Origin of the sequence: Brevundimonas sp. NPDC007368 (assembly GCF_042869015.1) — a bacterium.
In the GTDB taxonomy this organism is placed as follows: domain Bacteria; phylum Pseudomonadota; class Alphaproteobacteria; order Caulobacterales; family Caulobacteraceae; genus Brevundimonas.
In genome coordinates this window covers 330202-354350 of sequence record NZ_JBIAFA010000005.1, presented here as the reverse complement: position 1 = coordinate 354350, position 24149 = coordinate 330202, and the positions used below count along the sequence as shown (strand labels likewise).

At 67.1% G+C, this 24149-nt stretch carries 25 protein-coding genes and 2 tRNA genes; 14 read left to right on the top strand and 13 right to left on the bottom strand.

Annotated features, from left to right (window positions below; translation table 11 throughout):
- Positions 1 to 56 precede the first annotated feature (56 nt).
- Together ACFYLW_RS13100 and ACFYLW_RS13095 are read right to left on the bottom strand one after the other, a co-directional pair.
- Entirely contained in the window at positions 57 to 2876 is a 2820-nt protein-coding gene (locus ACFYLW_RS13100) for a M14 family metallopeptidase (RefSeq protein WP_312065191.1), read from the bottom strand.
- Positions 2873 to 3046 (bottom strand): hypothetical protein, encoded by a 174-nt coding sequence (locus tag ACFYLW_RS13095; RefSeq protein WP_390183183.1) that lies wholly within the window; start codon positions 3044 to 3046, stop codon positions 2873 to 2875. Before ACFYLW_RS13095 ends, ACFYLW_RS13100 begins: the two co-directional genes overlap by 4 nt.
- Positions 3047 to 4688: 1642 nt before the next feature.
- Here ACFYLW_RS13095 and ACFYLW_RS13090 point away from each other — a divergent pair.
- From ACFYLW_RS13090 to ACFYLW_RS13070, 5 genes are all read left to right on the top strand, one after another.
- Entirely contained in the window at positions 4689 to 5249 is a 561-nt protein-coding gene (locus ACFYLW_RS13090; RefSeq protein ID WP_390183182.1) for a recombinase family protein, read from the top strand.
- Between the two features lie 747 nt (positions 5250 to 5996).
- A complete protein-coding gene (locus ACFYLW_RS13085; RefSeq protein WP_390183181.1) occupies positions 5997 to 6356 on the top strand; it encodes a hypothetical protein in 360 nt (119 codons plus the stop codon).
- Between the two features lie 79 nt (positions 6357 to 6435).
- A complete protein-coding gene (locus ACFYLW_RS13080) occupies positions 6436 to 6939 on the top strand; it encodes a hypothetical protein (RefSeq protein ID WP_390183180.1) in 504 nt (167 codons plus the stop codon).
- Positions 6929 to 7423 (top strand): hypothetical protein, encoded by a 495-nt coding sequence (locus ACFYLW_RS13075; protein ID WP_390183179.1) that lies wholly within the window; start codon positions 6929 to 6931, stop codon positions 7421 to 7423. Before ACFYLW_RS13080 ends, ACFYLW_RS13075 begins: the two co-directional genes overlap by 11 nt.
- Entirely contained in the window at positions 7420 to 8130 is a 711-nt protein-coding gene (locus ACFYLW_RS13070) for a hypothetical protein (protein ID WP_390183178.1), read from the top strand. The genes ACFYLW_RS13075 and ACFYLW_RS13070 overlap by 4 nt, the downstream gene beginning before the upstream one ends.
- Before the next feature lie 95 nt (positions 8131 to 8225).
- On the opposite strand, the gene ACFYLW_RS13065 is transcribed toward ACFYLW_RS13070, so the two are convergent.
- Positions 8226 to 9782 (bottom strand): DUF6538 domain-containing protein, encoded by a 1557-nt coding sequence (locus ACFYLW_RS13065; RefSeq protein WP_390183177.1) that lies wholly within the window; start codon positions 9780 to 9782, stop codon positions 8226 to 8228.
- A 69-nt stretch (positions 9783 to 9851) separates the two neighbouring features.
- A tRNA-Ser gene (locus tag ACFYLW_RS13060) sits at positions 9852 to 9941 on the bottom strand.
- Positions 9942 to 10088: 147 nt separating this feature from the next.
- On the opposite strand from ACFYLW_RS13060, the gene msrA reads away from it, so the two are divergent.
- Positions 10089 to 10739 (top strand): peptide-methionine (S)-S-oxide reductase MsrA, encoded by a 651-nt coding sequence (msrA, locus tag ACFYLW_RS13055; RefSeq protein WP_390183176.1) that lies wholly within the window; start codon positions 10089 to 10091, stop codon positions 10737 to 10739.
- The gene (locus ACFYLW_RS13050) at positions 10739 to 11080 is read left to right on the top strand and encodes an MmcQ/YjbR family DNA-binding protein (protein ID WP_292083536.1); all 342 of its coding nucleotides are present in this window, start codon (positions 10739 to 10741) and stop codon (positions 11078 to 11080) included. The genes msrA and ACFYLW_RS13050 overlap by 1 nt, the downstream gene beginning before the upstream one ends.
- A 3-nt stretch (positions 11081 to 11083) precedes the next feature.
- Here the strand turns inward: ACFYLW_RS13050 and ACFYLW_RS13045 are convergent, their stop codons facing one another.
- The 8 genes from ACFYLW_RS13045 to flgF form a co-directional block, all read right to left on the bottom strand.
- On the bottom strand, positions 11084 to 12895 hold the full coding sequence (locus ACFYLW_RS13045) for a DUF885 family protein (RefSeq protein ID WP_312065716.1): 1812 nt from the start codon (positions 12893 to 12895) through the stop codon (positions 11084 to 11086).
- 68 nt (positions 12896 to 12963) lie between these two features.
- The gene (locus ACFYLW_RS13040; protein WP_312065717.1) at positions 12964 to 13467 is read right to left on the bottom strand and encodes a hypothetical protein; all 504 of its coding nucleotides are present in this window, start codon (positions 13465 to 13467) and stop codon (positions 12964 to 12966) included.
- Between the two features lie 8 nt (positions 13468 to 13475).
- Positions 13476 to 13916: a hypothetical protein gene (locus ACFYLW_RS13035; protein ID WP_312065719.1), complete on the bottom strand. Its 441-nt coding sequence runs from the start codon at positions 13914 to 13916 to the stop codon at positions 13476 to 13478.
- A gap of 37 nt (positions 13917 to 13953) precedes the next feature.
- The gene (locus ACFYLW_RS13030) at positions 13954 to 14421 is read right to left on the bottom strand and encodes a hypothetical protein (RefSeq protein ID WP_292083540.1); all 468 of its coding nucleotides are present in this window, start codon (positions 14419 to 14421) and stop codon (positions 13954 to 13956) included.
- Between the two features lie 122 nt (positions 14422 to 14543).
- The gene (flgH, locus tag ACFYLW_RS13025) at positions 14544 to 15266 is read right to left on the bottom strand and encodes a flagellar basal body L-ring protein FlgH (protein WP_292083541.1); all 723 of its coding nucleotides are present in this window, start codon (positions 15264 to 15266) and stop codon (positions 14544 to 14546) included.
- A gap of 11 nt (positions 15267 to 15277) precedes the next feature.
- On the bottom strand, positions 15278 to 16051 hold the full coding sequence (gene flgA, locus ACFYLW_RS13020) for a flagellar basal body P-ring formation chaperone FlgA (RefSeq protein WP_313472357.1): 774 nt from the start codon (positions 16049 to 16051) through the stop codon (positions 15278 to 15280).
- 3 nt (positions 16052 to 16054) lie between these two features.
- The gene (flgG, locus tag ACFYLW_RS13015; protein ID WP_292083543.1) at positions 16055 to 16843 is read right to left on the bottom strand and encodes a flagellar basal-body rod protein FlgG; all 789 of its coding nucleotides are present in this window, start codon (positions 16841 to 16843) and stop codon (positions 16055 to 16057) included.
- A 16-nt stretch (positions 16844 to 16859) separates the two neighbouring features.
- Positions 16860 to 17597 (bottom strand): flagellar basal-body rod protein FlgF, encoded by a 738-nt coding sequence (flgF, locus tag ACFYLW_RS13010; protein ID WP_292083544.1) that lies wholly within the window; start codon positions 17595 to 17597, stop codon positions 16860 to 16862.
- 179 nt (positions 17598 to 17776) lie between these two features.
- Here flgF and ACFYLW_RS13005 point away from each other — a divergent pair, with 179 nt between their 5' ends.
- The 7 genes from ACFYLW_RS13005 (at position 17777) to ACFYLW_RS12975 (ending at position 23025) form a co-directional block, all read left to right on the top strand.
- On the top strand, positions 17777 to 18427 hold the full coding sequence (locus ACFYLW_RS13005; protein ID WP_313472356.1) for a flagellar basal body-associated FliL family protein: 651 nt from the start codon (positions 17777 to 17779) through the stop codon (positions 18425 to 18427).
- Positions 18428 to 18429: 2 nt separating this feature from the next.
- On the top strand, positions 18430 to 19488 hold the full coding sequence (fliM, locus tag ACFYLW_RS13000; RefSeq protein WP_292083545.1) for a flagellar motor switch protein FliM: 1059 nt from the start codon (positions 18430 to 18432) through the stop codon (positions 19486 to 19488).
- A gap of 1 nt (position 19489) precedes the next feature.
- On the top strand, positions 19490 to 20071 hold the full coding sequence (locus ACFYLW_RS12995; RefSeq protein ID WP_313472355.1) for a DUF6468 domain-containing protein: 582 nt from the start codon (positions 19490 to 19492) through the stop codon (positions 20069 to 20071).
- A 75-nt stretch (positions 20072 to 20146) separates the two neighbouring features.
- Entirely contained in the window at positions 20147 to 21091 is a 945-nt protein-coding gene (locus ACFYLW_RS12990) for a magnesium transporter MgtE N-terminal domain-containing protein (protein WP_313472353.1), read from the top strand.
- A 78-nt stretch (positions 21092 to 21169) separates the two neighbouring features.
- Positions 21170 to 21409, top strand: coding sequence for a DUF3297 family protein (locus tag ACFYLW_RS12985; protein WP_312063422.1), 240 nt, complete (start codon positions 21170 to 21172; stop codon positions 21407 to 21409).
- Between the two features lie 82 nt (positions 21410 to 21491).
- A complete protein-coding gene (locus ACFYLW_RS12980; protein WP_312063421.1) occupies positions 21492 to 22928 on the top strand; it encodes a M28 family peptidase in 1437 nt (478 codons plus the stop codon).
- A 12-nt stretch (positions 22929 to 22940) separates the two neighbouring features.
- Positions 22941 to 23025, top strand: a tRNA-Leu gene (locus ACFYLW_RS12975).
- A gap of 34 nt (positions 23026 to 23059) precedes the next feature.
- Here the strand turns inward: ACFYLW_RS12975 and pelA are convergent.
- Positions 23060 to 24103: a pectate lyase gene (pelA, locus tag ACFYLW_RS12970; RefSeq protein ID WP_312063420.1), complete on the bottom strand. Its 1044-nt coding sequence runs from the start codon at positions 24101 to 24103 to the stop codon at positions 23060 to 23062.
- Positions 24104 to 24149: the final 46 nt, after the last annotated feature.

Genomic DNA, 24149 nt, shown 5'->3' with positions numbered 1-24149 from the left:
AATTCAACTCGGCTGCGGGAAGGCTGGCGGCGATCCGAAGATCGCCGCCGCTAGTCCTATTTGTCCTCGGCGCTGACCGCCGGCCCGTAGAAGAGGGCGTTGAACAACAGGCGGACCGACGAGCGGGCCTGGGCGCGGTTGACCACGTCGGGGCCGAGCACGATCACGCGGCCCTCGCCATGCGGCAGGTCCAGAACCGCGTCCGAACCCGCCAGCTTCTGCGGGCCGATGGCCCAGCCGCTGGCGACCGCGACCTGTTCCGGGTAGCGGACGATGGAGCCCGTCTCGCCGGTGTGGCGGAAGCCCGAGTTGCGGTTGAAGAAGACGTTCATCTGGGCCGGGGCGCCGAAGGCCAACGCCTGACGATTGTCGACCTCGGTCTTCAGGACCGCGCCGGGGATGAAGAAGTCGGTCGAGGCCGGGGCCTTGCCGTCGGCGCCCAGCAGCACGTCCTGAACCGGCGCGCCCAAGGCCGTAGCCAGACGGTGCGACGAGCCGATGGTCACCACGCTGCCGCCGCCGCGCACGAAGGCGTCGATCTGCGGCACCGACTTCTCGGCCGTGATGTGGCCCAGCCAGCCGCGATATTCGGCCGGGATGGACTCCGGCTCAGGCTGGTCGCGCTGGGCGGCCGCCGACAGGTCCGCCGGGATCATGTCCGAGGCGAAGACCAGGACGTCGAAGTCCCTGGCCAGATCGCCCGCGTCCAGACGCTGCGGATAGACCACCTCGAACGGGTACTCGAACTGCTCCAGCATCCAGCGGGTCCAGCCCGAGGCCATGGAGCCGCCGTAGCGGTCGACCAGACCCACGCGGACGGGCTTCAGCGCGATCTTGTCGCCGCCGGGGGCGCGGGCGGCGGCGTGGGCGTTCAGGCCCAGGTCGCGCACGGCGGCCTCGACGATGGGACGGGCCGCGTCGCTGGCCGGGATCCACAGGGCGCCGGGGGCCAGGGTGGCGCGACCCGCGCGAGTCTCGCCTTCCTGCCAATAGACCGGCACGCCCGCCTTCAGCAGACGGTTGGACAGGATGTATCCGTTGATCGGGGCGTGATCGATCAGCCAGCCGGCGCGGCCCGTGCCTTCGATCTTGCCGGGCGGCGGGGCCATGACGTCGGCGACGCGCTCGGTCGGGGCTTCGAAGCCGTCGAGGATGCGGTCGAACTTCACCCCCATCTGCAGCGCCAGGGTATAGCCGGTGGCGTCATAGGGCAGGGCGGGCGGGCCGCCCGGATACTGCAGGTCGTGCGGGTGATCCTGCGGCTCGAACATGTCCAGCACGTGCGGGCGATAGGCCTGGGCCGTCTTCACCACATAGGAACCGGCCGGATAGGTCGTGCCGCCGATGGTGAAGGTGCGCGTGGCGCGGTCCACGTCCACGCCGGTCTTGATCAGGCTGTTCAGGAAGGCCACCGCGTTGGGCAGGTCGGCCTGATCCGCCGGGATGACATAGCCGCGCGGATCGCGACGCGCCGGATCGCGCAGCACCTTGTCATAAAGGGCGGGATCGACGCCGCGACGGCCCGTGGCGTTCTCTCCCGCCGCCTCGACCAGAGCCTCGACCCCGGTCGGCGTGATGCGCCAGGTGTCGGTATTGCCCTTGTCGATGGCGTTCTGACCCATGCGCCAGATGTTGAACAGCAGCCGGTCCTTGTTGCGCGAGGCGTAGTTCAGCACGGCGCGGTTGATCGACTGCGAGTATTCGATCGATTGGGCGAAATGCCAGGTCTGGGGCGCGACCGGCATGGGCAGGTCGTTGCGGGCCAGCTGGTTCTGCGGGATCAGGCTGATCTGGCTCGGGGTCGGGTGGCCGGTGATCTCGGTCAGCAGGCCGACCGCATTGTGGAAGTAGGTGATGGAGCGCTCCATCCCGTTGTTCCAGGTCGAATAGCTGGCGCCGCTGCGCATGGTCGAGCCGGGCTTGCCTTCCTCGATCAGGCGGCTGTGCATGGCCGCGCCGACTTCCGACAGGGTGCCCATGACCAGCGGATCGTAGTTGTAGTTAAACGGGTCGCGGAAGGGCGGCATGAAGACCACCGTTCCGGCGGGCGCCGTCTGGTGGTGGTTGTAGATGATCTGCGGGAACCACTCGCGGAAGAACTGGCGGTTGACGTTGGTCGTCTCGGCCATGGCCGACAGGTAGTAGTCGCGGTTGTTATCGTGGCCGACGTACTTTTGGTACAGGACCGGGATCGAAGCGAACTCGCGCTTCAGCGGGTCCGCGTTGCGCATGTACCAGTTGGAGACCAGCTCCATCCCGTCCGGGTTCAGCGGCGCAAACAGGATGATGGTGTCGTTCAGGACGCGCAGGGCCTCGGGGTCTTCCGCCGTCAGCCATTCATGCACGGCGGCGATCAGGGCCTGGGGCGGGACGGTCTCGGTCGAGTGCAGACCGCCATCGATCCAGACCACGGCCTTGCCCTCGGCGGACATGGCGCGGGCCTGTTCCTCGGTCACGCCCTCGGCCTTGGCCAGACGACGCGCGATCTCCTGATAGCGGTCCAGGTTGGCCAGGTTCTGCGGCGTCGAGACGATGGCGATATACTGGGTGCGCCCTTCCGAGGACTTGCCGATCTCGACCAGCTTCATCCGGTCCGACTGGCCGGCCAGGGTCTTCAGATAGGCTTCCCACTGGGTGTAGTTGACCAGGTGATAGTCGGCGCCGATCGCGTGACCGAACGCCTCCTGAGGCGAGGTGATGCTCGGCCGGGGCGTCGCGGCGGCGACGGCGACCGGCGCCTCGGCCAGCGCGGCCTCATAGGCCAGGGCGCTGGCGCTGTTCAGGGCGAGGGCCGCGAAACCGACGGTGAGGGCCAGCAGAGGGCGGTGACGCGATACTCGGTTCCGCGCGACGGCGGGGGGAGGCGAACTTGTCATGGCGTTCCTGTCAAAAGCAGCAGCGGGGCGCTCAACACATGACGTTGCGGCAACGCTGATTCCTCCACGATGCTGTTGTTGCGGTCGATGTCCATGGCGAACACGCCGCGCACCGCGCTTTCGCCATGACACGGCGCATTAAGCCGCGGTCGAAAGGAGGCCATCAGCACGGCCGACCGGTGCATGGTAAGCAAAGACAGCTACGTGGAGTTGTCGGCGGGTGGCAGACAGAGAGGGACTGCTATCACGTCGTTTAAAATCAATCACTTAGCAGGGCGTGACTGCTACAGGTTTGAGCGGAAAGTGTAGCATTTCGCGGGGCTGAGGCAAGTCGCCTTACGCGGGAAGCCTTGCGGTGTCGCAATGGCCAAACGCTGAGAGGTTTTCCGTTAGGCTAGCGTCTAGCTTTAGCTTTCGGACAAGGGGGGCAGGCCCGCCCCCGATCACAAGCGCATACTCACAGTTAGCCAGTTGGATTTGGCCCTTGTGACATCCCTCGCAGGCGATGGGCGACATGCTTGCTGGAAGGCCGTCCGCATCTCTAGGCCCAGATTTAAACCATACATCCAATAACTCTTGTGCTGGAATACTTATATCCGTCTTGGTCGGGTCCACAGAGAACCAAACCCTAATGTCAGTTTGTGTTTGGTCTGGAAGCCATCCGCTCCCGTGGAGATTAAAGTATTCAAAAGCGACCTTTCCCTGCCTGAAATCGAACAGGCTGACGCCGCCGAGGTAGCGACAAAATCCTTTGCGATAAGTTGGCGTAGCATTTGGGCGTATCGCACCATCGCAAGAGATTTGCATTGCCCGCTCAAGGGTGGTTGCGTGCCAGACACGGCCGCCAAGTGGTCCGCTTTCTGAGTAAATCGCACAGATCTTGTCTGAGGCAGTTTCGCCGGATTGGCTCATGAGGCGATTACGTCCTTCATTGCATTGCTCTAGTCGTGTCTATGGCTACAGAGGCGCACCGAACGGGCCGGTTCAGAAGGCTCTTTCATATTCACGACCGTTGAGACACATTCTGCGGCTATCAGGGCGGGGAGTTAGTTCATGGCAACGTATACCAACTGGCGTTGCGGGCAATGTGGGACCACGCTCACTGGCGGTTATCAGCTAAGTAGCGGATGGAAATCGCGCATCGGTGTTCCGATTATTCGATGCCTCAGATGCGGATACCGTAACAGCACCGGAAACACTCCGTGGTCAAAGATGACTGCGTTTGGACGCGGAGTAGCGGTCTTTCGGTCATTCTGCCTTGGCCTAGTTGCTAGCGCGTTCGCTCTTGCGTTTATGGCGATGATTGCAATGGCGTTCGTAGGTCAGCAAGCTGCGGAAGAAATGCTAGGTTTACTCGCCATACCAGCCTTAATACTCGGCTACGGCTACACATTTTGGACGTTGAAGAAGGCGATAGACCTTGTTGAACAAGCCGTAGCAGAGGGAAACGAAACGGACCCTCCTATCAATCTGTGATCGCGGACGCAGCGCATAACCCTCGGCCGAAATCCGGCTTAGCTATGCGAGGGCAGACCTCCGATCCTAAGAGGCATTGGCTCCCCCGGTATCCCCCTCCCGGCTCGTCGCCAATCATCGCGCCGCCAAGCCATTGCCTGCCGCCACGATCCCGCCAGCGACCCCGCTCCCGAAGATGCAAAGGCTCCGCCGCCGCCAAAAACGGGCGTCTCGCTTGGCTATACCCATGCAAGGCGTCTCATCCGGCCGCGCCTTGTGTCTCATGCGGGTCTTTACAGCAATTACGAGACAGGCTAACGCTCACGGTCTAGACCCAATCGAGACACGGAGACAGTCATGGCCGCCATTGGATACGCCCGCGTCAGCAGCACCGGGCAGAGCCTAGAGGTTCAAACGGAGAAGCTGATAGCCGCAGGCGTCGAGGCCGATCATCTATTTGCAGAGAAGCGCAGCGGGACCACGGCTAAGGATAGGCCGGAACTGGAAGCCGCGTTGCGCGCAGTCCGCAGGGGTGACGTGCTGATCGTCACAAAGATGGACCGTCTCGCCCGCTCCGTGTCGGACCTACGCACGATTGTCGATCAACTGGACGCCAAGGGCGTAGGCTTCCGTGTTCTGGATCAGGCCGCCGTGGACACCACCACGCCTAACGGCCGACTGATGCTCAACATGCTCGCAGCCTTCGCGGAGTTTGAGACGGACCTGAGGAAAGAGCGCCAGCGCGAGGGCATCGAGAAGGCCAAGGATCGCGGCGTCTATAAGGGCCGCCCGGTCACTCTGCCCCGCGATCAGGTCAAGGCGTTGAAGGCCGAAGGGCTAGGCGCAACGGAGATCGCCAAGCGCCTCGGCATAGGCCGCGCATCGGTCTATCGGCTGCTCAATGAGGCGGCAGCATAGGCCGGGATCGCAGCGGCCGCGCTAGGCCCGATTTCCAGCCCGCCAGCGGCCCCCTTTGGCCCGCTCGGCACTTGGGGCGCCGACGCCTTCCCGGCGCTCCTCAGGCTTCTCTGCGGCGAATAAAGGGATGCGACATTCTGGCTCGCCCAGCGGGACGGCGTAACGCCTGGACCTGAGGACCGACAGGATATTTCCGACGGGCGCGCCATCGACCTCAAACCCAGTGATGGCGGGCCGGGACTGAATTGATACCCTCGGGCACAACGAAACGTCCGCCTCAGGCGGGGAGCCTACGCAACGGCTATGATCGCAAAGGGGGGCCGCAAGGCCGCGATCACCAGAGGCCATCCCGACGATCCGACAACTCAAGAACACCTTGGAATTGACCGTCGAGGCTCTGCTTTCCTTACGCCAAACAGACTGATCTGTGGGGGGTAAGGGGGGCCAGAGTTCCTCCCTTCTAATCCTCCAATCTAAGAACACCTATTAGGGCTTACGCCTTGGGATAATACACCCGGCCGCCCTGCACCTGCCCTCTGAGACTGACGAGCATAGAGCCTCAGTCGCCATTGGCGGCCCATGTCATTCCTAGCGAGCCGTGACGCCATGCCATCCGCTTAACAACGGCGGAAACAGACGCATACGCGAGGGCTATCTTTCTGCCTTCGCGGGACACCTTTCGACTAACCGCCTTTGACTTAGCCGCAGGCCCCATCGGCCCGCCACGATATTACCAAGGATATTCCCATGACCATTCGCACCATTGACGACGGGGTTCTCAATAGCCCCGAGGCCGAGGCGTATTTCACCACCAAGGCCGACCGCCGCGTTCTTATCGGCTTCCGCGCCGCCCTCGAAATGCTGGCCATTCCCCTGCCGGAATACGCCCGCCGCAAAGAGACGGGCCGCCCGACGACGACCAAACTGATCGCCCGCCAATACGCTGAGGACAATCCCCAGCCGCGCACCGGGGACACGCTATCCCGCCGCTCCGCATCAACGGGCCTCAGCGCGCAACAGCGCCGCAGCCAGCCCAAGACCGGGGATGCTCGGGAAATCACCCGGCAGGCGTCCCTCTTCCGGCAGGCGTTCGCCACGCAGGGCTAACTCCCCCGCCACAACCATTCTCCTTTCCCCTCAGAGGCTCGGCATTCCGCCGGGCCTTTTTCTTTTCAGGACAACTTTCATGACCAAGACCACCACCCGGCCGCTGGCCGAACTGCAAGCGGACTTCGTTCGCGTCGGCGCTCTGCTGAAACAGGCCCGCGAGGACGTTGAAACCCTGCGCCGCCTGTCGATGGCGGAGGCCCAGGCCGAAACGCTGGCCGCCGAACTGGAAGCCATCAAGCGCCAGATGGACCGCGCCTTTGCCGATGAGGACAAGGCCAAAGAGGACGCCTTCATTGCAGGCATCAAGGACGTTCGGATCACGGAGGGCGATCAGCGGGACAATCTGATCCGCCGCACCTTCACCGTCGCCGTTACCCGCACAGGGAATGACGGGCTGCGCGATTGGGAAACCACCGCTGAGAAGACGGGCCTGACGAGCCTTAAGCCCGAGGAATACGCTTGGCTGCTTCGCCATCCTGAGCGCATCCCGGCGTCCATTCTGGCGCTGGCCGATGATCCGCGCACCGCTTTCCAAACCTACTTCGGCGGCAAGAAGCGGGGCTATTTCCGTGGGGCGTAATCATCGCAGGGCCAAGCGCCCGGCTTACCTGCGCTATGGCGAACTGGCCGTGCCCGATGTGAACAGCCGTTACGTCCGGCCGGATCACCGGGCCAGCACCTTGGATGAACTGCGGGACCGCTGCGGCCCACTCGGCCCTCAGGCCGTCGTCGCCGCTGAATACGGAGCCGCCGTCGTTTGGGTCGCAAAGGGTTATCCCGACACCCAAGCCCTAACTACGTCCCTCGGCCGCAGGGGTGTCCTCTATGCCGCCGGGAACGCCAACAACATCATCCGTCTCGGGGAAGCCAAGCCCCTGCCGGAAGACATGACGCCCCCGCAGCGCAGCCGCTTGGCCGCTGCCGCCGCCGAGGTTGTCGCCACCTATCGGCGCGCCGGTTCCCCCGGCCTGCTCAAGCACATTCACAGCACACAGCACTTCGTCCATTCCTGCGCCGTCAACGCGGCCTTGGAGGAAGCCCAGCCAGAAGGAGAAGGCCAATGAGCCTGACCATGAAACAACGGGTGAAGGTCAACGCCGCCTTCGCCACCATCCACGCCCACGGCCTCGACCCCTTCGCGGTCCACCAACGCGCCGTCGCCCTGCGCCAAATCCATGAGCCGCGCCGGGCCTATGAGATCGCCCTCAATGAGTTCGCCGCCCAGCATCCCGACGTTGGCGTCGTCGTGGGCAACATCGCTCGCATCGTGGAAGCAGCCCCGGCTAATGACTTGGCCCGCTATGACCACGCCCTCAACGTCTATCGGGACACCGGGGATGACGCCGCCATTGACGCCATCGCTGAGAGCGTCCTCGCCGCAGAGATCGACCTAGCCGTTCAGGCCGGGGAACTGTCGGCGGCGGACGCCCAAGCCGCCAAGATGGACGCCGCCCGCGAACTGGCGGAACGCGGCGCGCCCCTGTCGGACGGCGCTAAGGCCGCTCTCGGCCGAGAAGGCTTTGAGTTCCCAGAGGGTCAGGCCCCAGCCCAGCAGGTCCAGCCCGCCGCCATGCGGCCAGAGGACCTATACGCCAGCCAGACCAGTAGCCCCGGCGTCCCGGTCACGGGCATCATCGCCCCCGGCGCTCAGGCCCGCATCGACCGCGACACGGCGTCGGACTACTCCGCGCTGGGTCCGCACGGCAGCGCCGCGCAATCCCAGCCTCAAGCGTTCGGCTTCGCGTCCGCAGGCCCGGCCGCCGTTATCTGAGAAACGCCCGCTGAGGGACTTCGCCACCCCGGATGAGCGACCGCCCGGCCGGGATCCAACCACCGCCCCAGCGCCCCACTATCCGGCCTTCACGGCTATCTCAGGGAGGCGGGCGGGGGTGGCAGGGTGAAGCCCGGCACCCGATAGCGGGCCATGCCCTCGACCAGTGGCCGCAGCGGATATTCGAGGCCGCCGTAGTCGTCGGCAACATCACCGCTATCATGGCCTGTGATGGCGTCATTGACCGCCTTATCCAGACCGCAGGCGCGGGCGTAATGCTTGAAGCTATGGCGGAAGGAATGGAACACGACCCGTTCATCGGCAACGCCGCAAACCTTGCGGAGATAACGACTGAACCATTTGGACCAGTTGCCCATGAGTTCACCCGCCGCTGTCGGATTGATCTTATGGAAGACGCGCGCGCGGCGTTCAGCCTTCGCAGCCGCCACGACCTTTAGTAAGCCCAGGGCGATTAGATCGGGGTGGATCGGGATGCGCCGCTCGCTCCCCTCGGTCTTAACCTTCTGGCCCCGTTCTTCGTTTTCTGCGAAGCGCATGACCCAAGCCGATAGTTCGTTCCCGTCCGGCCCTTCGTAGCTTTCTTCGTAAACATCGTCGGGATGAAGCTGGCCTAGTTCAGTTTGGCGCGCGCCTGTGTAGAGCGCCAGCAGCGGGAGCCAATACGCCGCTTCGCCACCGCCGCCGACTGGACGAGCGCCATCTGTGTGAACGGGTCCGCTGAACATGGCTTTGAGTTCGTCGCGGTCGAAGTGCAGGCGCTTGTCTTTGGCCCGTCTCTTGTCGGCAACCTTGATCCCCTTGGCGGGGTTCGCGGGGATCAGGTCATTGTCCACGGCGTAGTTGAACAGCGTCCCCAAGAAGGGGATGATGACGTTGATATTTCCCGGCGATTTACCTTCGGAAAGCAGCGCGTCTTTGAACGCTATGACATGCTGCTTGGTCACATCTTGGACCGCCAGCTTGCCCACGATGGCCTCGAACCGCTTAACCGTTCGCGTCAGGTCCCGCACCGTTCTCGGCTGTGGCGTCCGCTCGGCCTTCCATTTGTCCAGCACATCAGCGAGCGGGACGCGGGGACCGCCGGATGCCGTGGGCTTGACGGCGGGAGCCGCAGCAAGGGCCGCCGCGCCTTCGCCGGTGAGGATTGCCAGCGTCGCCACCCGCATCCCCTCGGCCTCAGACAGTGACAGGCCCACGGTGTCGCCGCCGTCGAGGATCGTCTGATAGGTTTCCAGCCCTTCGCGGGCCTCAAGGTTGAAGTCTTCCAACCGCCCAGCCGCGAAATATTTCGCCCGCTTCTTCCGCAGGGCGACCAGCGCCCGCGCCGCATAGGCGTCTATGTCTATGGGCTTGGCCGCCGCCTTGGCTTCGACAGCGGGGGTCCTGTCGGCTGCGGCCATAGCTGCCCGCGCCTCTGCAAACTCCCGATCCTGAGCGGCCCACAGGGCGACATGGAGCCGCTTGGCTTCGGCCGGGTCCGCCGTCCCTAGGGCTTTGACGATTTCCCGCTTGCCGCCGTAGGCCGGGCGAAGGTCCAAGGGGATGATGCGGCGTGTGGAATACCGCCCGCCATCGCGCCTGATTAGGCCAGTCAACACGTCTGCTTTCTCCGTATCGAGTGTAGCAGACATTCGGCCCCTAACGATTGTAAGTGACTGATTTTTCAACAAACTCTTTCAGATCAAGAGCTTGTAACAGCGTGGCGGACAGAGAGGGATTCGAACCCTCGGTAGGCTTTCACCTACACACGCTTTCCAAGCGTGCGCGATCGACCACTCCGCCACCTGTCCGTTTCCACGACGTCGCCGTGCAACCGCCGGACGGTCGATCCAGCGGAGCGAGGCTGATAGAACAGCATGACCCCCTCGGCAAGCGCTGTCTGAAGCCCCATATGGGGGGAAGTCGATTTTGCCGCTGATTTCTGCGAGATTTTTCAGATGCTGTTCCAAAAGACCGCCGAACTGCCGACCCTTGAGACGGCCCTGCCGGGGCGGGATGCGCCCTTGGCGACGGATGAGACCCATTTTGTTCTCGGCCATGCGCTGAAGGGACCGCATCCCGACGGGTTTGAGACGGCGGTGTTCGGCATGGGCTGCTTCTGGGGTGTGGAGCGGGTGTTCTGGCAACTGCCAGGCGTCTGGGTCACGTCGGCGGGCTATGCGGGCGGGATCACGCCCAACCCGACCTATGAGGAGGTCTGCTCGGGGCGGACGGGTCACACCGAGGTGGTACAGGTCGTGTTTGATCCGCAGGTCATTTCCTACGGCGACCTGCTGAAGGCCTTCTGGGAGAACCACGACCCGACGCAGGGCATGCGTCAGGGCAATGATCAGGGCACGCAGTACCGCTCGGCGGTCTATACGCTGAACGCGGCGCAGCAGGCGGAGGCCGAAGCCTCGCGTGACGCCTATCAGGTGGCGCTGAGCGCGGCGGGGCGCGGAACGATCACGACCGAGATCGAGCCGGCGGGTCCCTACTACTTCGCCGAGGACTATCATCAGGGCTATCTGGCCAAGAATCCGGCGGGATACTGCGGCATCGGGGGGACCGGCGTGGTCTGCCCGATCGGCGTGGGCGTGGAGGCCTGATGGACCGGGAGGGGGTAGGCAAGGTTTGTCTGGCGCTGCCGGGAGCGACGCTGGACCATCCGTTCGGCGACGACCACGACGCCTACAAGGTCGGCGGCAAGATGTTCGTCATGGTGGGGGCGACCGGCGGGGTGTCGTTCAAGGTTTCGGACATCGCCTATGAGGTGCTGACCGAGAGCGGCCATGCGCGCCCGGCGCCCTATATGGCGCGCGCCAAATGGGTGAACCTGCCGCAGATCGACGACTGGGCGGACGAGGAGCTGGCGGACCACATCAAGTCCGCCCACGCCATCATCGTCGGCAAGCTGACGAAGAAGGCGCGGGCGGAGCTGGGGCTCTAGGCGTCAGGTTGCGGGTTTGGCCTTCTGCTCGGCGATCCAGCGGTCCATGCGGGCGTCGAGCAGGTCCAGCGGCAGGGGGCCGTCGACCAGCAGGGCGTCGTGGAAGGTGCGGACGTCGAAGCGGTCGCCCAGTTCGCGCTCGGCCTTCTGGCGGATCTGGCGCAGGCGGATCTCGCCGATCTTGTAGGCTGTGGCCTGACCGGGCCAACCGATATAACGCTGCAACTCGGTCTCGATGTTGTGCGGGGCGAGGGCAGAGTTGTCGCGGAAGCAGGCGCGGGCCTGCTCCTCGGACCAGCCCAGCCAGTGCAGGCCGGTGTCGGCCACCAGGCGGCAGGCGCGCCACATCTCGTAGCTGAGGCGGCCGAAGCGTTCGTAGGGGGTGCGGTAGATGCCCATCTCTTCGCCCAGGAACTCGGAATAGAGGCCCCAGCCCTCGGTGAAGGCGGTCACGTCCGCGCCGCGACGGTAGTAGGGCTGATCCGCCGCCTCCTGTTGCAGGGCGATCTGCAGGTGGTGGCCGGGGACGGCCTCGTGAACCGTCAGGGCCGGCAGTTCATAGAGGGGCCGCTGATCCAGCTTGGACGTGTTGACGATATAGCCGCCGGCCACGCCGTTCTGCATCGAGCCGGGGTTGTAGCGGCCGGTGGTGTAGCTCTCCTCGATCTCGCGCGGGACGGGGCGCACGCCGTAGGGCAGGCGCGGCAGGGTTCCGAACAGGGCGGGCAGGCGGTCGTCGGCGCGCTTGGCGATCTCGGACGCCTTTTCCAGCAGCTGTTCGCGGCTGGTCGCGTAGAATTGCGGATCGGTGCGCAGGAAGTTGAGGAAGCCGGCGAAGTCGCCGGTCCAGCCGGCGGCGCGCATCTCGTCCTGCATCCGGGCGCGGATGCGGGCGACTTCCTCCAGGCCGATCTGATGCACCTGGTCCGGGGTCAGGTCGGTGGTGGTGTAGCTGCGCACGGCGTTGGCGTAGAGCTCGCGACCGCCGGGGCGGTGGGTCATGCCGGGCTCGACGGGGGCGCGCGGCCGGTAATCGTTCTTGAGCATGTCGCGCCAGGCGATCCGGCGCTGCGCGACGGGGCCGTCGATCAGGGTTTGGGCCCGGGCGCGCAGGGCGGCCTGTTCTGCGGCGGGGATGGTCGCGGGCAGGACCTTGAACGGCTGCATCAGGATGTCGCCGCCCTCGCGCGGCTTTACATCGGTTTCGGCCAGGGCCAGGGCGCTGTCGACGACCGAGCGGGCCTGGACCAGGCCGGTGTCCAGGCCGCGCCGGGCGTCGGCGATGGCGGCGTCGTAGAGGCCGGGAATGGCGTTCATGCGCGACAGCCAGGCCTCGGCGTCGGCGGTCGAGGTGATGCGGGTCGAGCTGGCCAGATAGGCCACGCCCTGACCGGGGCCGCCCTCGGAGCTGAAGGCCAGGCGTCCGCCGTCCAGCGGGATGGCGTCCAGGTTGCGGCGGATCAGGTAGGCGGCGAAGGATCGGTTCAGTTGCTCGTCGTCGTTCAGCGCGGACGGGCTGATCGCTTCCAGACGGTTCAACAGGGCGGTCAGGGGGGCGACGCGCGCCAGTTCGCCCGCGCGGGTGGGATCGGGCAGGCGTGACAGGGCCTCGCGGTCGCCCTCCATGCCGGCGCTGATCGGATCGACGCGGCGCAGCCAGGCCTCGTAGTCGCTCAGGATCCTGGCGAGGGCGAGGCTGGCGGCGTCGGCCGGGGCGTGGGTTTCCGCCGGAGCGGTTGACGCGGTGTTGGCCAGAGCCGGCGTAGTCGCCATGAATGCAGCCAGAGCCGCCCCGATCAGAACTTGCTTGTGCATTGCTGTCCTCCCTCAAGCGAGGGGAGCAGACAGGTGCAGCGCCTGACGGTCAAGCTATGTCGAAGGCATCAGCCGCACAGGGCGAAGAAGCGGTCGATCTGCTTGCCTGTTCCCTGCTGGGCCGCCAGCGGGGTGCGGTAGTCGGGGCCGTAGGTGGCCAGCCATCCCAGCTTACGGAAGCGCAGGAAGACCGGGTCGGTGGTGCGGGCGACGGCGGTCAGGTCGAGGCCGTCGTGCATGGCCGAGGGCTCGGCCTTGGCGGGATAGGTCTCGGTGTCGCCGCCGGATTCCAGCGCGATCATCCTCGGGTGGCCCTCGGCGACGGTCTGCAGGATCTGCAGGGCGCCCGAACCCGGACGGCACGACAGGTCCAGCGGCACGTCGTCGGTCTCGGCCATGCCATAGGACAGGCTGGCTTCCTCGACATCTTCGTTCAGGTGCCAGTCGTAGCCCGCAACGGGGGTCGGGGCGCCGCCGCCGGAGGCGGCGACCAGGTTGGCGCCGACGGTCGGCGCGCAGGCAGACAGGGCGAGCGCCGCAAGGGCAGGGGCGGTCCAGATGATGGGGCGCATGGCGGTCCTCAGCCGGTGCAGAGTTCGGCGAACCGGCGCAGCTTGGACAGATTCGCCCGGTCGATCTCTATCGCCGAGGATTGTTCGCCGACCGCGATCTGCAGCTTCCCGTTGGCCAGGAAGGCGGCGAAGACCGGGTGATCGGCGCGCAGCATGGTCTGCAACTGGCCGCGCCGGGGCTGGGCCTCGGCGTTGACCGAAGCCGCGCCCGAGGTGACGACGGCGATGCCTTCGGCCGGGGCGGCGTCATAGAGGGTCAGGCGCACGATGCTGGAGCCGGGCGCGCATTCCAGCGTGGTGCGCAGGCGCGGCGTGTCCGGCACCTCATTGGCCAGGACAAGAGGGCCGTTGTCGGCGTAGAGGGTCCAGGTCCAGGCCTCGGCCGACGGCGTGGCTTGCAACGTCAGAGCCAGCGACATGGCCTGGGCCAGCCCGAGCAAGGCGGTCATGGTTCAGCCCCCGCTGATTGGTTCTAGGGGACTTTGATCAGGCGTGGCTGGAAGCGCAATAGCTGAGGAAGCCCTGAACCAGGCGGCGTTCGGTGCGGCTGGCGCGAATCTGCCGGGCGCCGGCCTCGCTCTGGACCGCCATGCGACCGCCGCGCGCCAGGCCGGTCAGGGCCGCGTCGGAAAGGGGCAGGCGGGCCTCATAGGCTTCGCCGTCCGACAGGGGGTCGATCGGCTGCGGGCCGTTGGCGGCGAGGGTCAGGGCCGGACTACGCGGTTGGGTGTCGCCATAGACGACGGCGGCGCGGTCGCCCGGGGTGCAGGTCAGCATCAGGGCCACCTGGTCGGAATCCGGCAGACCGTAGGCCAGCTTGGCCATCGACCCCTCGTGCAGCAGGTGCCAGCCCGCCGCGCCTTCGCCGGGAGCGGACGGGGCGGTGGTCATGGCCTGACCGGCCAGGGCGACGAAACCGAGGGCGGCGGCGGCGGGAAGCAGGGACTTCAGCATTACAAATCACTCGCGTTCGACAGAGCAAACGCGGGTCGCTTGTTAAGGGTTCACCGCTCCGCTTGTGCGAGCGCGATTCCGTGACGACGAGTCACCGGAAAAACACGCTCGACGAACAAGGGTCAGAACGGGCTGAAGCGCTCCACCAGGGACTGGGCCGCGGGCGTCGCCTGCATCCGGCTGATGTCGCCGCGGCCGCCGTAGCTGATGCGCGCCTCGGCGATCTGGGTGTGGGCGATGGTGTTGGCGGAGGAGATGTCCTCGGGGCGCACGATGCCGGCGACGGTCAGTTCGCGGACCTCACGGTTGGTGCGCACTTCTTGCCGACCCTGGATGACCATGTTGCCGTTGGGCATGACGGCGGTGACCACGGCGGCCACCGTCAGGTTGACGCGCTCAGAGCGGTTGACGCTTCCCGAACCCGAGGCGTTGGTCTCGCCCTCGGTGCCGACCATCTTGGCCGGGTCGAAGCCGCCGGGGAAGGCGCGGCCCAGGCTGTTCTCCAGGCCGAAGAAGTTGGTGACCCCGCCCGAGGCGCTGTTGGAGCGGGCGCGCTGGGTCGAGTTCTGGGTCTGGGCGCGGTCGTTGATGTCGATGTTGACCGTCAGGATGTCGCCGACCCGGCGGGCGCGCTGATCGCCGAAGAAGCTACGGGCGCCGGTGCGCCACAGGCTGTTGGGCGAGGCAGGGGTGGGCGGCGGCAGATAGGCCTGCTCGATCGGCGCCAGGGCGGCGGGGTAGCCGACGGGGGCCAGTTCAGGCCCCTTCACCGTTTCCGTGATGGTGGAGCAGGCGCCCAGCGAAAGGGCGGAAGCGGCGGCGGCGAGGATCAGAACTTTACGCATGACGGGATCTCTCAGCGGGCGGCGAACTGTTGCGGGTTGGCGCGGGCTATCTGGGCGGCGGGACCGGCGACGGCGCGACCCGGCGACACGGCCACGGCGTCGATGGTGCGGCCCGACTGGACGTTCAGTACGGGGACGGGCTCGCCCGCCGAGGCGTTGCGGGTGGCCTTGCCGGTGACGGTCAGCTCGACGCCGCCTACGATATAGGCGACCTCGACCATGTCGTTGCGGGCGATGACCTGAGGCGAGGCCAGGTCGCGGCCGGTCACGACGGCGCCGGCGCGAAGGGCGCGCTTGGCCGACAGGCCGACGACCTGATCGGCGTCCTGGGGACCGCCGGCCGGAGCCTGATGGGCCTGAACCGTGGACCAGACCACGTCGGCAGGCTGGACGATGTCGCCGGCGGCCAGGCTGCGGGCGTAGGTCAGGACCTCGACCGTGGCGCCGGGGCGCGAGGCCACGGTGGCGGCGGCGGGACGGGCGGAGGCCTCGGCCGGCGCGGCGCCGCCTTCGCGGACGACCACGCGGCGCAGACCCTGCGGGTTAGCCCAGTCCAGACCGGCGCGGCGGGCCGCGGCCTGGATCTGGCTGGCCTCGAAGACGGCGGTGGCGCCCAGCCGCTGGCCGACCACGACATCGGCGGCGGCGCCCGCGTCGTCGAACAGATCGCCCAGGGTGACGCGGCCGTCGTCGTCGACGGGGTCGGCCAGCAGGCTGACCGGACCGGCCAGAGCCGGAGCGGCGAAGGCGGTGAGAACGGCGGTCAGGATCAGGATGCGCTTCATGACTTAGCTCTTCACCTGGGCCGAGACCGACAGCATCTCGTCGGCGGTGGTGATGACCTTGGAGTTCATCTCATAGGCGCGCTGGGCGACGATCAGGGCGGTGATCTCGCTGACGGCGTCCACGTTCGAGGCTTCGGTGTAGCGGTGCAGCAACTGGCCGAAGCCGGGCTCGTTCGGCGCGCCGATGGTGGCGGCGCCCGAGGCGGCGGTCTCCAGCAGCAGGTTGTCGCCGATGGCTTCCAGGCCCGCCTCGTTGAAGAAGGTTGCAAGCTCCAGCTGTCCGACCACCTGCGGCGCGGCCTGGCCCTGGGTCGTGACCTGGACCTGACCGGATTTGGAGATCGAGATGTCGATCATGTCCTGGGGGATGTTGATGGCCGGTTCGACGGGGTAGCCGTCGTCGGTGACCAACTGGCCTTCGCCGTTGACGGCGAAGTTGCCCGCGCGGGTGTAGGCGATCTCGCCGGACGGCATGCTGATCTGGAAGTAGCCCTTGCCCTCGATGGCGATGTCGTAGTCGTTTCCGGTACGGGTCGGGCTGCCCTGTTCGGTGATGCGATAGACGCTGCCCGCCTTCACACCGGCGCCGATCTGGATGCCGGTCGGAACCACGGTGCCCTGGGTCGAGGACTGGGCCCCCATGCGTTCGACGTTCTGGTACAGCAGGTCCTGGAACTCGGCCCGCTGACGCTTGAAGCCGACCGTGTTCATGTTGGCGATGTTGTTGGAGATGACCTCGACGTTCAGCTGTTGGGCCAGCATGCCGGAGGTGGCGGTTCGAAGAGCGCGCATCGTTCGGGCGTCCTAACTAGCTGATCCGGCCCAGCCGCTCGACCGAGCGGCGTGACAGGTCGTTGGCGTTTTCGATCATCTTGGTCACGCGTTCGTAGGCGCGGTTGATCTCGATCAGGTTGGTGATTTCCTGAAGCGTGTTGACGTTCGAACCTTCCAGCATCCCCTGGCGGATCTGCACGTCCGGGGCGTCGACCGGCTGGGCGTTCGAGGTGTTGCGGTACAGGCCGTCGCCGCTCTTTTGCAGCACCGACAGGGCGTCGAAGCGGACGGCGTTCAGGCGGCCGACCGGCTGCCCCTGCTGGCTGATGGTGCCGTCGGGGCCGACGGTGACGGGGCCGAGTTCAGGGTCGAGGGTGATCGGGCCGCCGTCGCCCAGGACCGGCTGGCCCTGCTTGGTCATCAGCACGCCCTCGGCGTTGGTCGTGAAGCCGCCGTCGCGGGTGTAGGCCTGGCCCGTGCCGGTCTGGACCGCGAAGAAGGCGCCTTCGCCCTCGATGGCGAAGTCCAGCGCGCGGCCCGTCTGCTTCATCGAGCCCTGGCCGAAGTCGCGGCCCACGCCCTTGTCCAGCACGAAGCTGGCCGAGGGGCGGATGTTGTCGTTGCGGGCGCGCTGACCGACTTCGGTCCCGACCATCAGCTGTTCGACCTTGAACCCGGTGGTGTCGGCGTTGGCGACGTTGTTCGCCACGATGTCGAGCTCGCGGCGAAGCGTCATCTGACGGGACAATCCGATGTAGGCGGCGTTTTCCACGAGTGCGGCTCCTTCGCCGATCTCGTCGCAACGACCGTGCCAACAGGGTTAATTCAGGCGGGGCGGGCATTTGAGCCGAAATGGCCCCTGTGGCGCCCGGCAGGATTTGCCGATCGTAAACGCCTCGTTAACCAAAATCGCCTCATCAGGAAGTCTGTGATGATCGGGGCGACGTGCGGATGCTGAAGCTGAAGCTGGGCAAGAAGAAGGATGCGGCGCCGGGCGGCGACGACGCCAACCTGCCCGCCGTGTCGGACGGCGAGGGCGCCGATGGCGCGCCCGCCAAGAAGAAGCTGCCCCTGCTGTTCATCATCATCCCGGCGGCCCTGGTCGTCCTGGGCGGCGGCGGGGCCGCGGCCTTCTTCCTGATGAAGCCCAAGCCGGCCGAGGCCGAGGCCGGGGAGCACGGCGCGGAAAAAAAGGCCGATCACGGCAAGAAGGAAGAGAAGAAGGGCGGCGATCACGGCGGCGGCAAGGACGGCGAGGCCGATCCGGCGGCAGGCAAGATCGCGGAGGGCCCTGACGGCGTGACCTTCTACACCCTGCCCGACATGATCGTGAACATTCAGTCGGCGGACGGTCGTCCGACCTATCTGAAGCTGAAGCTGACGCTGGAGATGAAGGACGCCGAGCTGGCGTCGCACCTGCAGGGCGAGGCTCCGCGGATGCAGGACATGTTCCAGGGCTTCCTGCGCGAACTGCGCCCCGAGGACCTGGCCGGCTCGGCCGGATCCTATCAGCTGCGCGCCGAGATCCTGCGCCGGGTCAACCTGATCGCCGCCCCCGGCAAGGTCGACGCGGTGCTGATCGAAGAAATGCTGGTGCAGTAGGCATGACCGACACCCTGGCGGCCGAAAACGAACTGGATCCCTTCGGCGGCGAAGCGGACATGGGCGCGGCCCTGTCCGAGCGCGTGCTGAACCAGGACGAGATCGACAGCCTGCTGGGCTTCGACATGGGCGACGGCGACGACTCCGAACGGAGCGGCATCCGCGCCATCATCAACTCGGCCCTGGTGTCCTACGAGCGTCTGCCGATGCTCGAGATCGTCTTCGACCGCCTGGTGCGGTTGATGACGACGTCCTTGCGCAACTTCACCTCGGACAACGTCGAGGTCAGCCTCGACACCATCAGCTCGATCCGTTTCGGCGACTATCTGAACTCGATCCCCTTGCCGGCCATCCTGGCGGTGTTCCGGGCCGAGGAGCTGGACAACTACGGCCTGCTGACGGTCGATTCCAACCTGATCTATTCGATCGTCGACGTCCTGCTGGGCGGGCGTCGCGGCACGGCGGCCCTGCGTATCGAGGGGCGGCCCTACACCACCATCGAGCGGGTGCTGGTGCAGCGGATGGTCGAGGTCATCCTGAACGACGCCCGCGCCGCCTTCGAGCCGCTGACCCCGGTGCATTTCACCCTGGACCGGCTGGAGACCAATCCGCGCTTCGCCGCCATCGCGCGCCCGGCCAACGCCGCCATCCTGGTCAAGCTGCGCATCGACATGGAGGATCGCGGCGGTCGGGTCGAGCTGCTGCTGCCCTATTCGACGCTGGAGCCGATCCGCAAGATGCTGCTGCAGCAGTTCATGGGCGAGAAGTTCGGCCGCGACAACATCTGGGAAGGTCACCTGGCCACCGAGCTCTGGACCACCGAGACCGAGGTCCGCTGCGTGCTGGACGAGCAGCAGATGCCCCTGTCCCAGGTGCTGGACTTCAAGGTCGGCGACACCCTGATGCTGAACGTCTCGCCGGATTCCGAGGTGTCGGTCCGCGCCGGTTCCATTCCGCTGACGACCGGCAAGATGGGCCGCAAGGGCCAGCATATCGCCGTGCGGGTCGAGGGACCGATCAATCCCGACATCGCCGCCAACCTGAGCCGAAGGAAGGGCTGACATGACCGGCATCATTCTCGATTCCATCCTGATGCTGCTGCTGGTCGCGGCCATCGCCTACGGCATCAAGCTGGAGAAGAAGCTGAAGGCCCTGCGGGACGGTCAGCTGGCCTTTGCCGGCGCCGTCAGCGAGCTGAACTCGGCCGCCGGGCGCGCCGAACAGGCCTTGGCGACCCTGCGCGCCTCGGGCCATGAAACCGATCTGCTGCACGACCGCATCATCAAGGCCCGCGCCGTGAAGCAGGAGCTGGAGGTGCTGATCGCCCGCGCCCCCGCCGGCCTGCCGCCGCGCGCCCAGGCCGAGGTTCCGGCCGAGGCGCCGCTGGAACTGACGGTTCCGGCCTCGCAGGTCGCGCCCTTGCTGGACGATGACGCCCGCGCCCGCCGCATGGCCTCGCTGATGGAACGGATCGAAGGCGCGCGCGCGGTGATGAAGGCGCCCGCCGCCCGACCCGCCGCGCCCGCTGCGGCGCAGACCGAGGCCCTCGCCCCGGTGCGTCAGGCCCTGGCCGCTAACCATGCTGCGCAACAGAGCCTAAACCGCGCCCGTCGTAGCCTGGACGAAGATCTTTTCGCTGCATGATGCTTGCCCCTATGCCTGACGCGCGTCTGGCGGTTTGAGGGGCAAAAAGTCTGAACCGCCTGACCGAGTTGACCGATGAGCAAGCTGCCCCGCCTTCTGCCCCTGATCGCCATCGCCATCGGCGGTGTCGTGGCCGTGCGCGCGGCGGGCGTGGCGCCGGAGTTGTTCCAGGGCGCGACCGCCTGGGCCCAGGAAGCCGTGGCCCCCGAGACGCCGGGCGAGGGCGGGGCTGCGGCCGCCGCCAAGCCGGCGCCCGCCGTCTGCGCCCTGACGCCGGAGCAACTGGCCCAGCAGGCGGGGATTTCGCCGGCTGAACTGCGGATCATCCAGTCCCTGTCCAAGCGTCGCGACGCCCTGGACGCCCGCGACGCCGACTTCGCCACCACCCTGCCGCTGATGGTCGCCGCCGAGCAGAAGCTGGACGCCAAGCTGCAGGCGCTGGAAGCCCTCAAGGGCGAGATCGCCGTCCTGGTCGGTCAGGTCGACGAGAAGGAAAAGGCCGAGACCGATCGTCTGGTCGCCGTCTATTCCGCCATGCGGCCCAAGGAGGCGGCGGCCGTCTTCAACACCCTGGACGACAGCGTGCGCCTGCCGGTCGCCGCCGCCATGCGTCCGCGCACCCTCGCCGCCATCATGGCCCAGATGCCGCCCGCCGGCGCCCGTGAACTGACCGAAAAGCTGGCCAAGCGCTTCCAGGCCCAGCAGTTCGCCGCCCGTGCGGCCGCCGCCACGGCGGGCGCCGCGCCCGCGACGACCCCCGCTGCGGCGCCGGCCGCCGCGCCTGCGCCGACACGGACGGCGGCCCCGGCGACGACCGCGCCCGCGGCGACGCCTGCCGCCCAACCCGCGGCCCAACCCGCGCGCCGTCCGGCCCCGCGACCCGCCGCCCAGCGTCCGGCTCCGCGCCCGGCGGCCCGTCCCGCCGCTGCGACTGCTGCGCCGGCCGAAGCCGGTCCGCGTCCCTATGCCCCTGCGGGCGAGGCGGCGGCTCCGGCCCCGGCCCGTCAGTCGGTCCAGTAAGAACGCCAGCGAACGCGCGGTTGGCAGAGCGGCCGCGCGCCGCTATTCAGCGCGCTTCGATTTTCGCGAGACCATCCCATGTCCGACGCCCTGCCTGACCGCCTTTCGGTCGATCCCGACAGCCCCTTCCACGACGCCGACCTGCTGATGCGCGGCGTGGGCATCCGCTTCAAGGGCGAGGAAAAGACCAACGTCGAGGAATACTGCGTCTCGGAAGGCTGGGTCCGTCTGGCCGTCGGCAATCGCGTCGACCGTCGCGGCAAGGCCCTGACCGTCAAGCTGCAAGGCCCGGTCGAGCCCTTCCTCAAGGGCGAGTGATTTTGGCGGGGACCTGAGGCTTTCGGTCGCAGGTCCCAGCCGCTAGGGTCGCCGCCTCGTTTTTGAGTCTGGGAGGCGCTCCATGTCGTTCAACGCCCGTCTGATGGCCGTCAGCGCGATCGCGCTCGGCCTGATCGCCACGCCGGTTCTGGCGCAGGACGCCGCCACCATTCGCGCCGCCGAACAGGTGCGCGACACGGCGCTGCAGGGCAACATCGCCCTCGACTACGTCACCCAGATCACCACCCGCTTCGGCGCCCGCCCGGCGGGCTCGCGCTCGGAGCAGGCCGCCGCCGACTGGGCCGCCGACTACATGCGCGCCCACGGCTTCCAGAACGTCCGCATCGAACAATTCCCTCTGGTGGGCTGGGAACGGGGCGAGGAGAGCGCCGAACTGCTGGGCGCCCGTCCGCAGAAACTGGTGGCGGCCGCCCTGGGCCATTCCATCGCCACGCCCGCCAACGGCATTGAAGCCGACGTGGTCTTTTTCGACGGTCTGGACGCCCTGCTGGCGGCGCCGGTCGGCTCGCTGACCGGCAAGATCGCGGTCGTCGACGGCGGCCAGATGGTGCGGATGCAGGATGGCTCTGGCTACGGCTCGCTGTCGCGCATTCGCGGTCTGGGCCCGACCGAAGCGGCCAAGCGCGGCGCGGTGGCCTTCGTCATGCGCTCGGCCGGTTCGGACGAGCACCGCATGCCGCACACCGGCACCACCCGCTATGTCGAGGGCAAGGTGCCGCTGCCGGCCTTTGCGCTGAGCGCGCCTGACGCCGACCAGATCGCGCGGCTGGTGAAGATGGGCGAGCCGGTGCGGCTGCGCCTGAAATCCACCGCCCATACCTATCAGACCCACAGCCAGAACGTGATCGGCGACATCGTCGGCGCGACGCGTCCGGACGAGATCATCGTCCTGGGCTCGCACATGGACAGCTGGGACCTGGGCACCGGGGCCATCGACGACGCGGCGGGCGGCGCCATCACCCTGGCCGCGGCCAAGCTGATCGCCGAGCAGGGCCGTCCGGGCCGCACCGTGCGCGTGGTCCTGTATGGATCGGAAGAGGTGGCCCAGCCGACCGACACCGGCAACGGCGGCGGCGCCTATCTGCGCAACATCGGCGCGGCGGGCGTGGAGAAGCACGTCATCGCCGGCGAAAGCGACTTCGGCGCTGACCGTATCTACGCCCTGAAGACGCCGCCGGGCGCGCAAGGGTCCGACTTCGCCAGGATCGCCGCGCGTGTGCTGCGTCCCATCGGCGTCCTGCCGTCGAGCGAGCCGGAACTGCACGGCGGCGTGGACATCGGCCCGCTGGCCGGGGCGGGCGTTCCGGTCTTCGGCCTGGCGCAGGACGGCACGCGCTACTTCGACCTGCACCACACAGCCGATGACACCCTGGACAAGATCGACCCGGCGCAGATGACCCAGAACGTCGCCGCATGGGCCGCCCTGGTTCGGTTGATCGCCGATTCCGATGTGGACTTCCGCGCCCTGCGTTCGGCGGCTACACAAGCCAGGCCTTAAGCGCGTGACCTTGCGAGCGTGGCGAAACTGGTAGACGCAGCGGACTTAAAATCCGCCGACTTCGGTCTTGCGGGTTCGACCCCCGCCGCTCGCACCACTGTCAGCCCGGCGGCCGGCCCTTCGCGGTTTCGTCAGGGCGTGCGGTCGCGCAGAAGGGCGGCGGGCCAGGCGCCGACATAGGTGTAGCCCATGCGTCGTTCGCGCTCGATGTCGCCCAGGTCGGCGTGGGCGACCGAATCCCGGCCCATGTAGATCGGCGCATTGGTCTGCAGGTCATAGAAGCGCGCCCAGAGCGGATCTGCGCCGGGAACGTGAACCAGCCGTCGGTCCGGTTGCCCCTCGGCGTTGACGTAGCTCTCCAGTCGGGTGTCGCGGATCGCCGAGCGCTCGAACCAGGCGCGGGCGCCTTCGATGGCGGCGTGAACCTCGGGCGAGGGATGCTCAAGGCTCATTAGGAAGCGGACGATGCCGACGCTCTCGCTGCCGGACAGCGAGGGCGGTTCGAACCTGCGCGCCCAGGCGGGGGCCAGGGTGACGGCGTCGTGCTGGGCGCACCAGACCGTCAGGCGGCCGTCCTGCCGTACCTGGGTCTTCAGGATGACGTCGACGCCGCGCGACACGGCGGCGGCGGCGCGCGCGCGTTGCGCCGCATCAACAAAGCCATAGGGCGGGCGGCCTGCGGCGACATCCTGCAGCAGGGTCAGAACCCGCACCATGGCGTCGTCATTGAAGGTGATGTGGTCGTGATAACCGCCCCGCAGCGGATAATATTGAGGCCAGCCGCCGCTCGGGTACTGGGCGGCCAGGACGTAGTCGAGCCCACGCTGGAAGGCGGCGGCGTAGGCGGCGTCGCCCGTCGCCGTCGTCATCCGGGCCAGGAAGGCCAGGGGCAGGGTGGTGGCCTGGTTGTCGAAGGTGTTGGCCAGGCCCGGATCGGCGTCGGGACGCGCGGGCAGGTTCAGCGGCGTGTTCTTGGGCCAGCCGCCTTCTGGCGACTGATGGGTCAGGACATTGTCGGCGATACGCCGGGCGGCGGGGGTTGCGTACCAGTCCGCCGCCTGGGTCAGGACGGCGGCGTTCCACGGCACGGGGGCCTCCGCCGCGAGGGCGGCCGGGGCGAGGACCGAGGTCAAGGCCGATGCCGCGACGGCGCCGAGCCAGGGACGAGACATCATGGCGATAACTCCTTGGTCGGATCGGGGGGCCTGGTCAGCAGGTAAA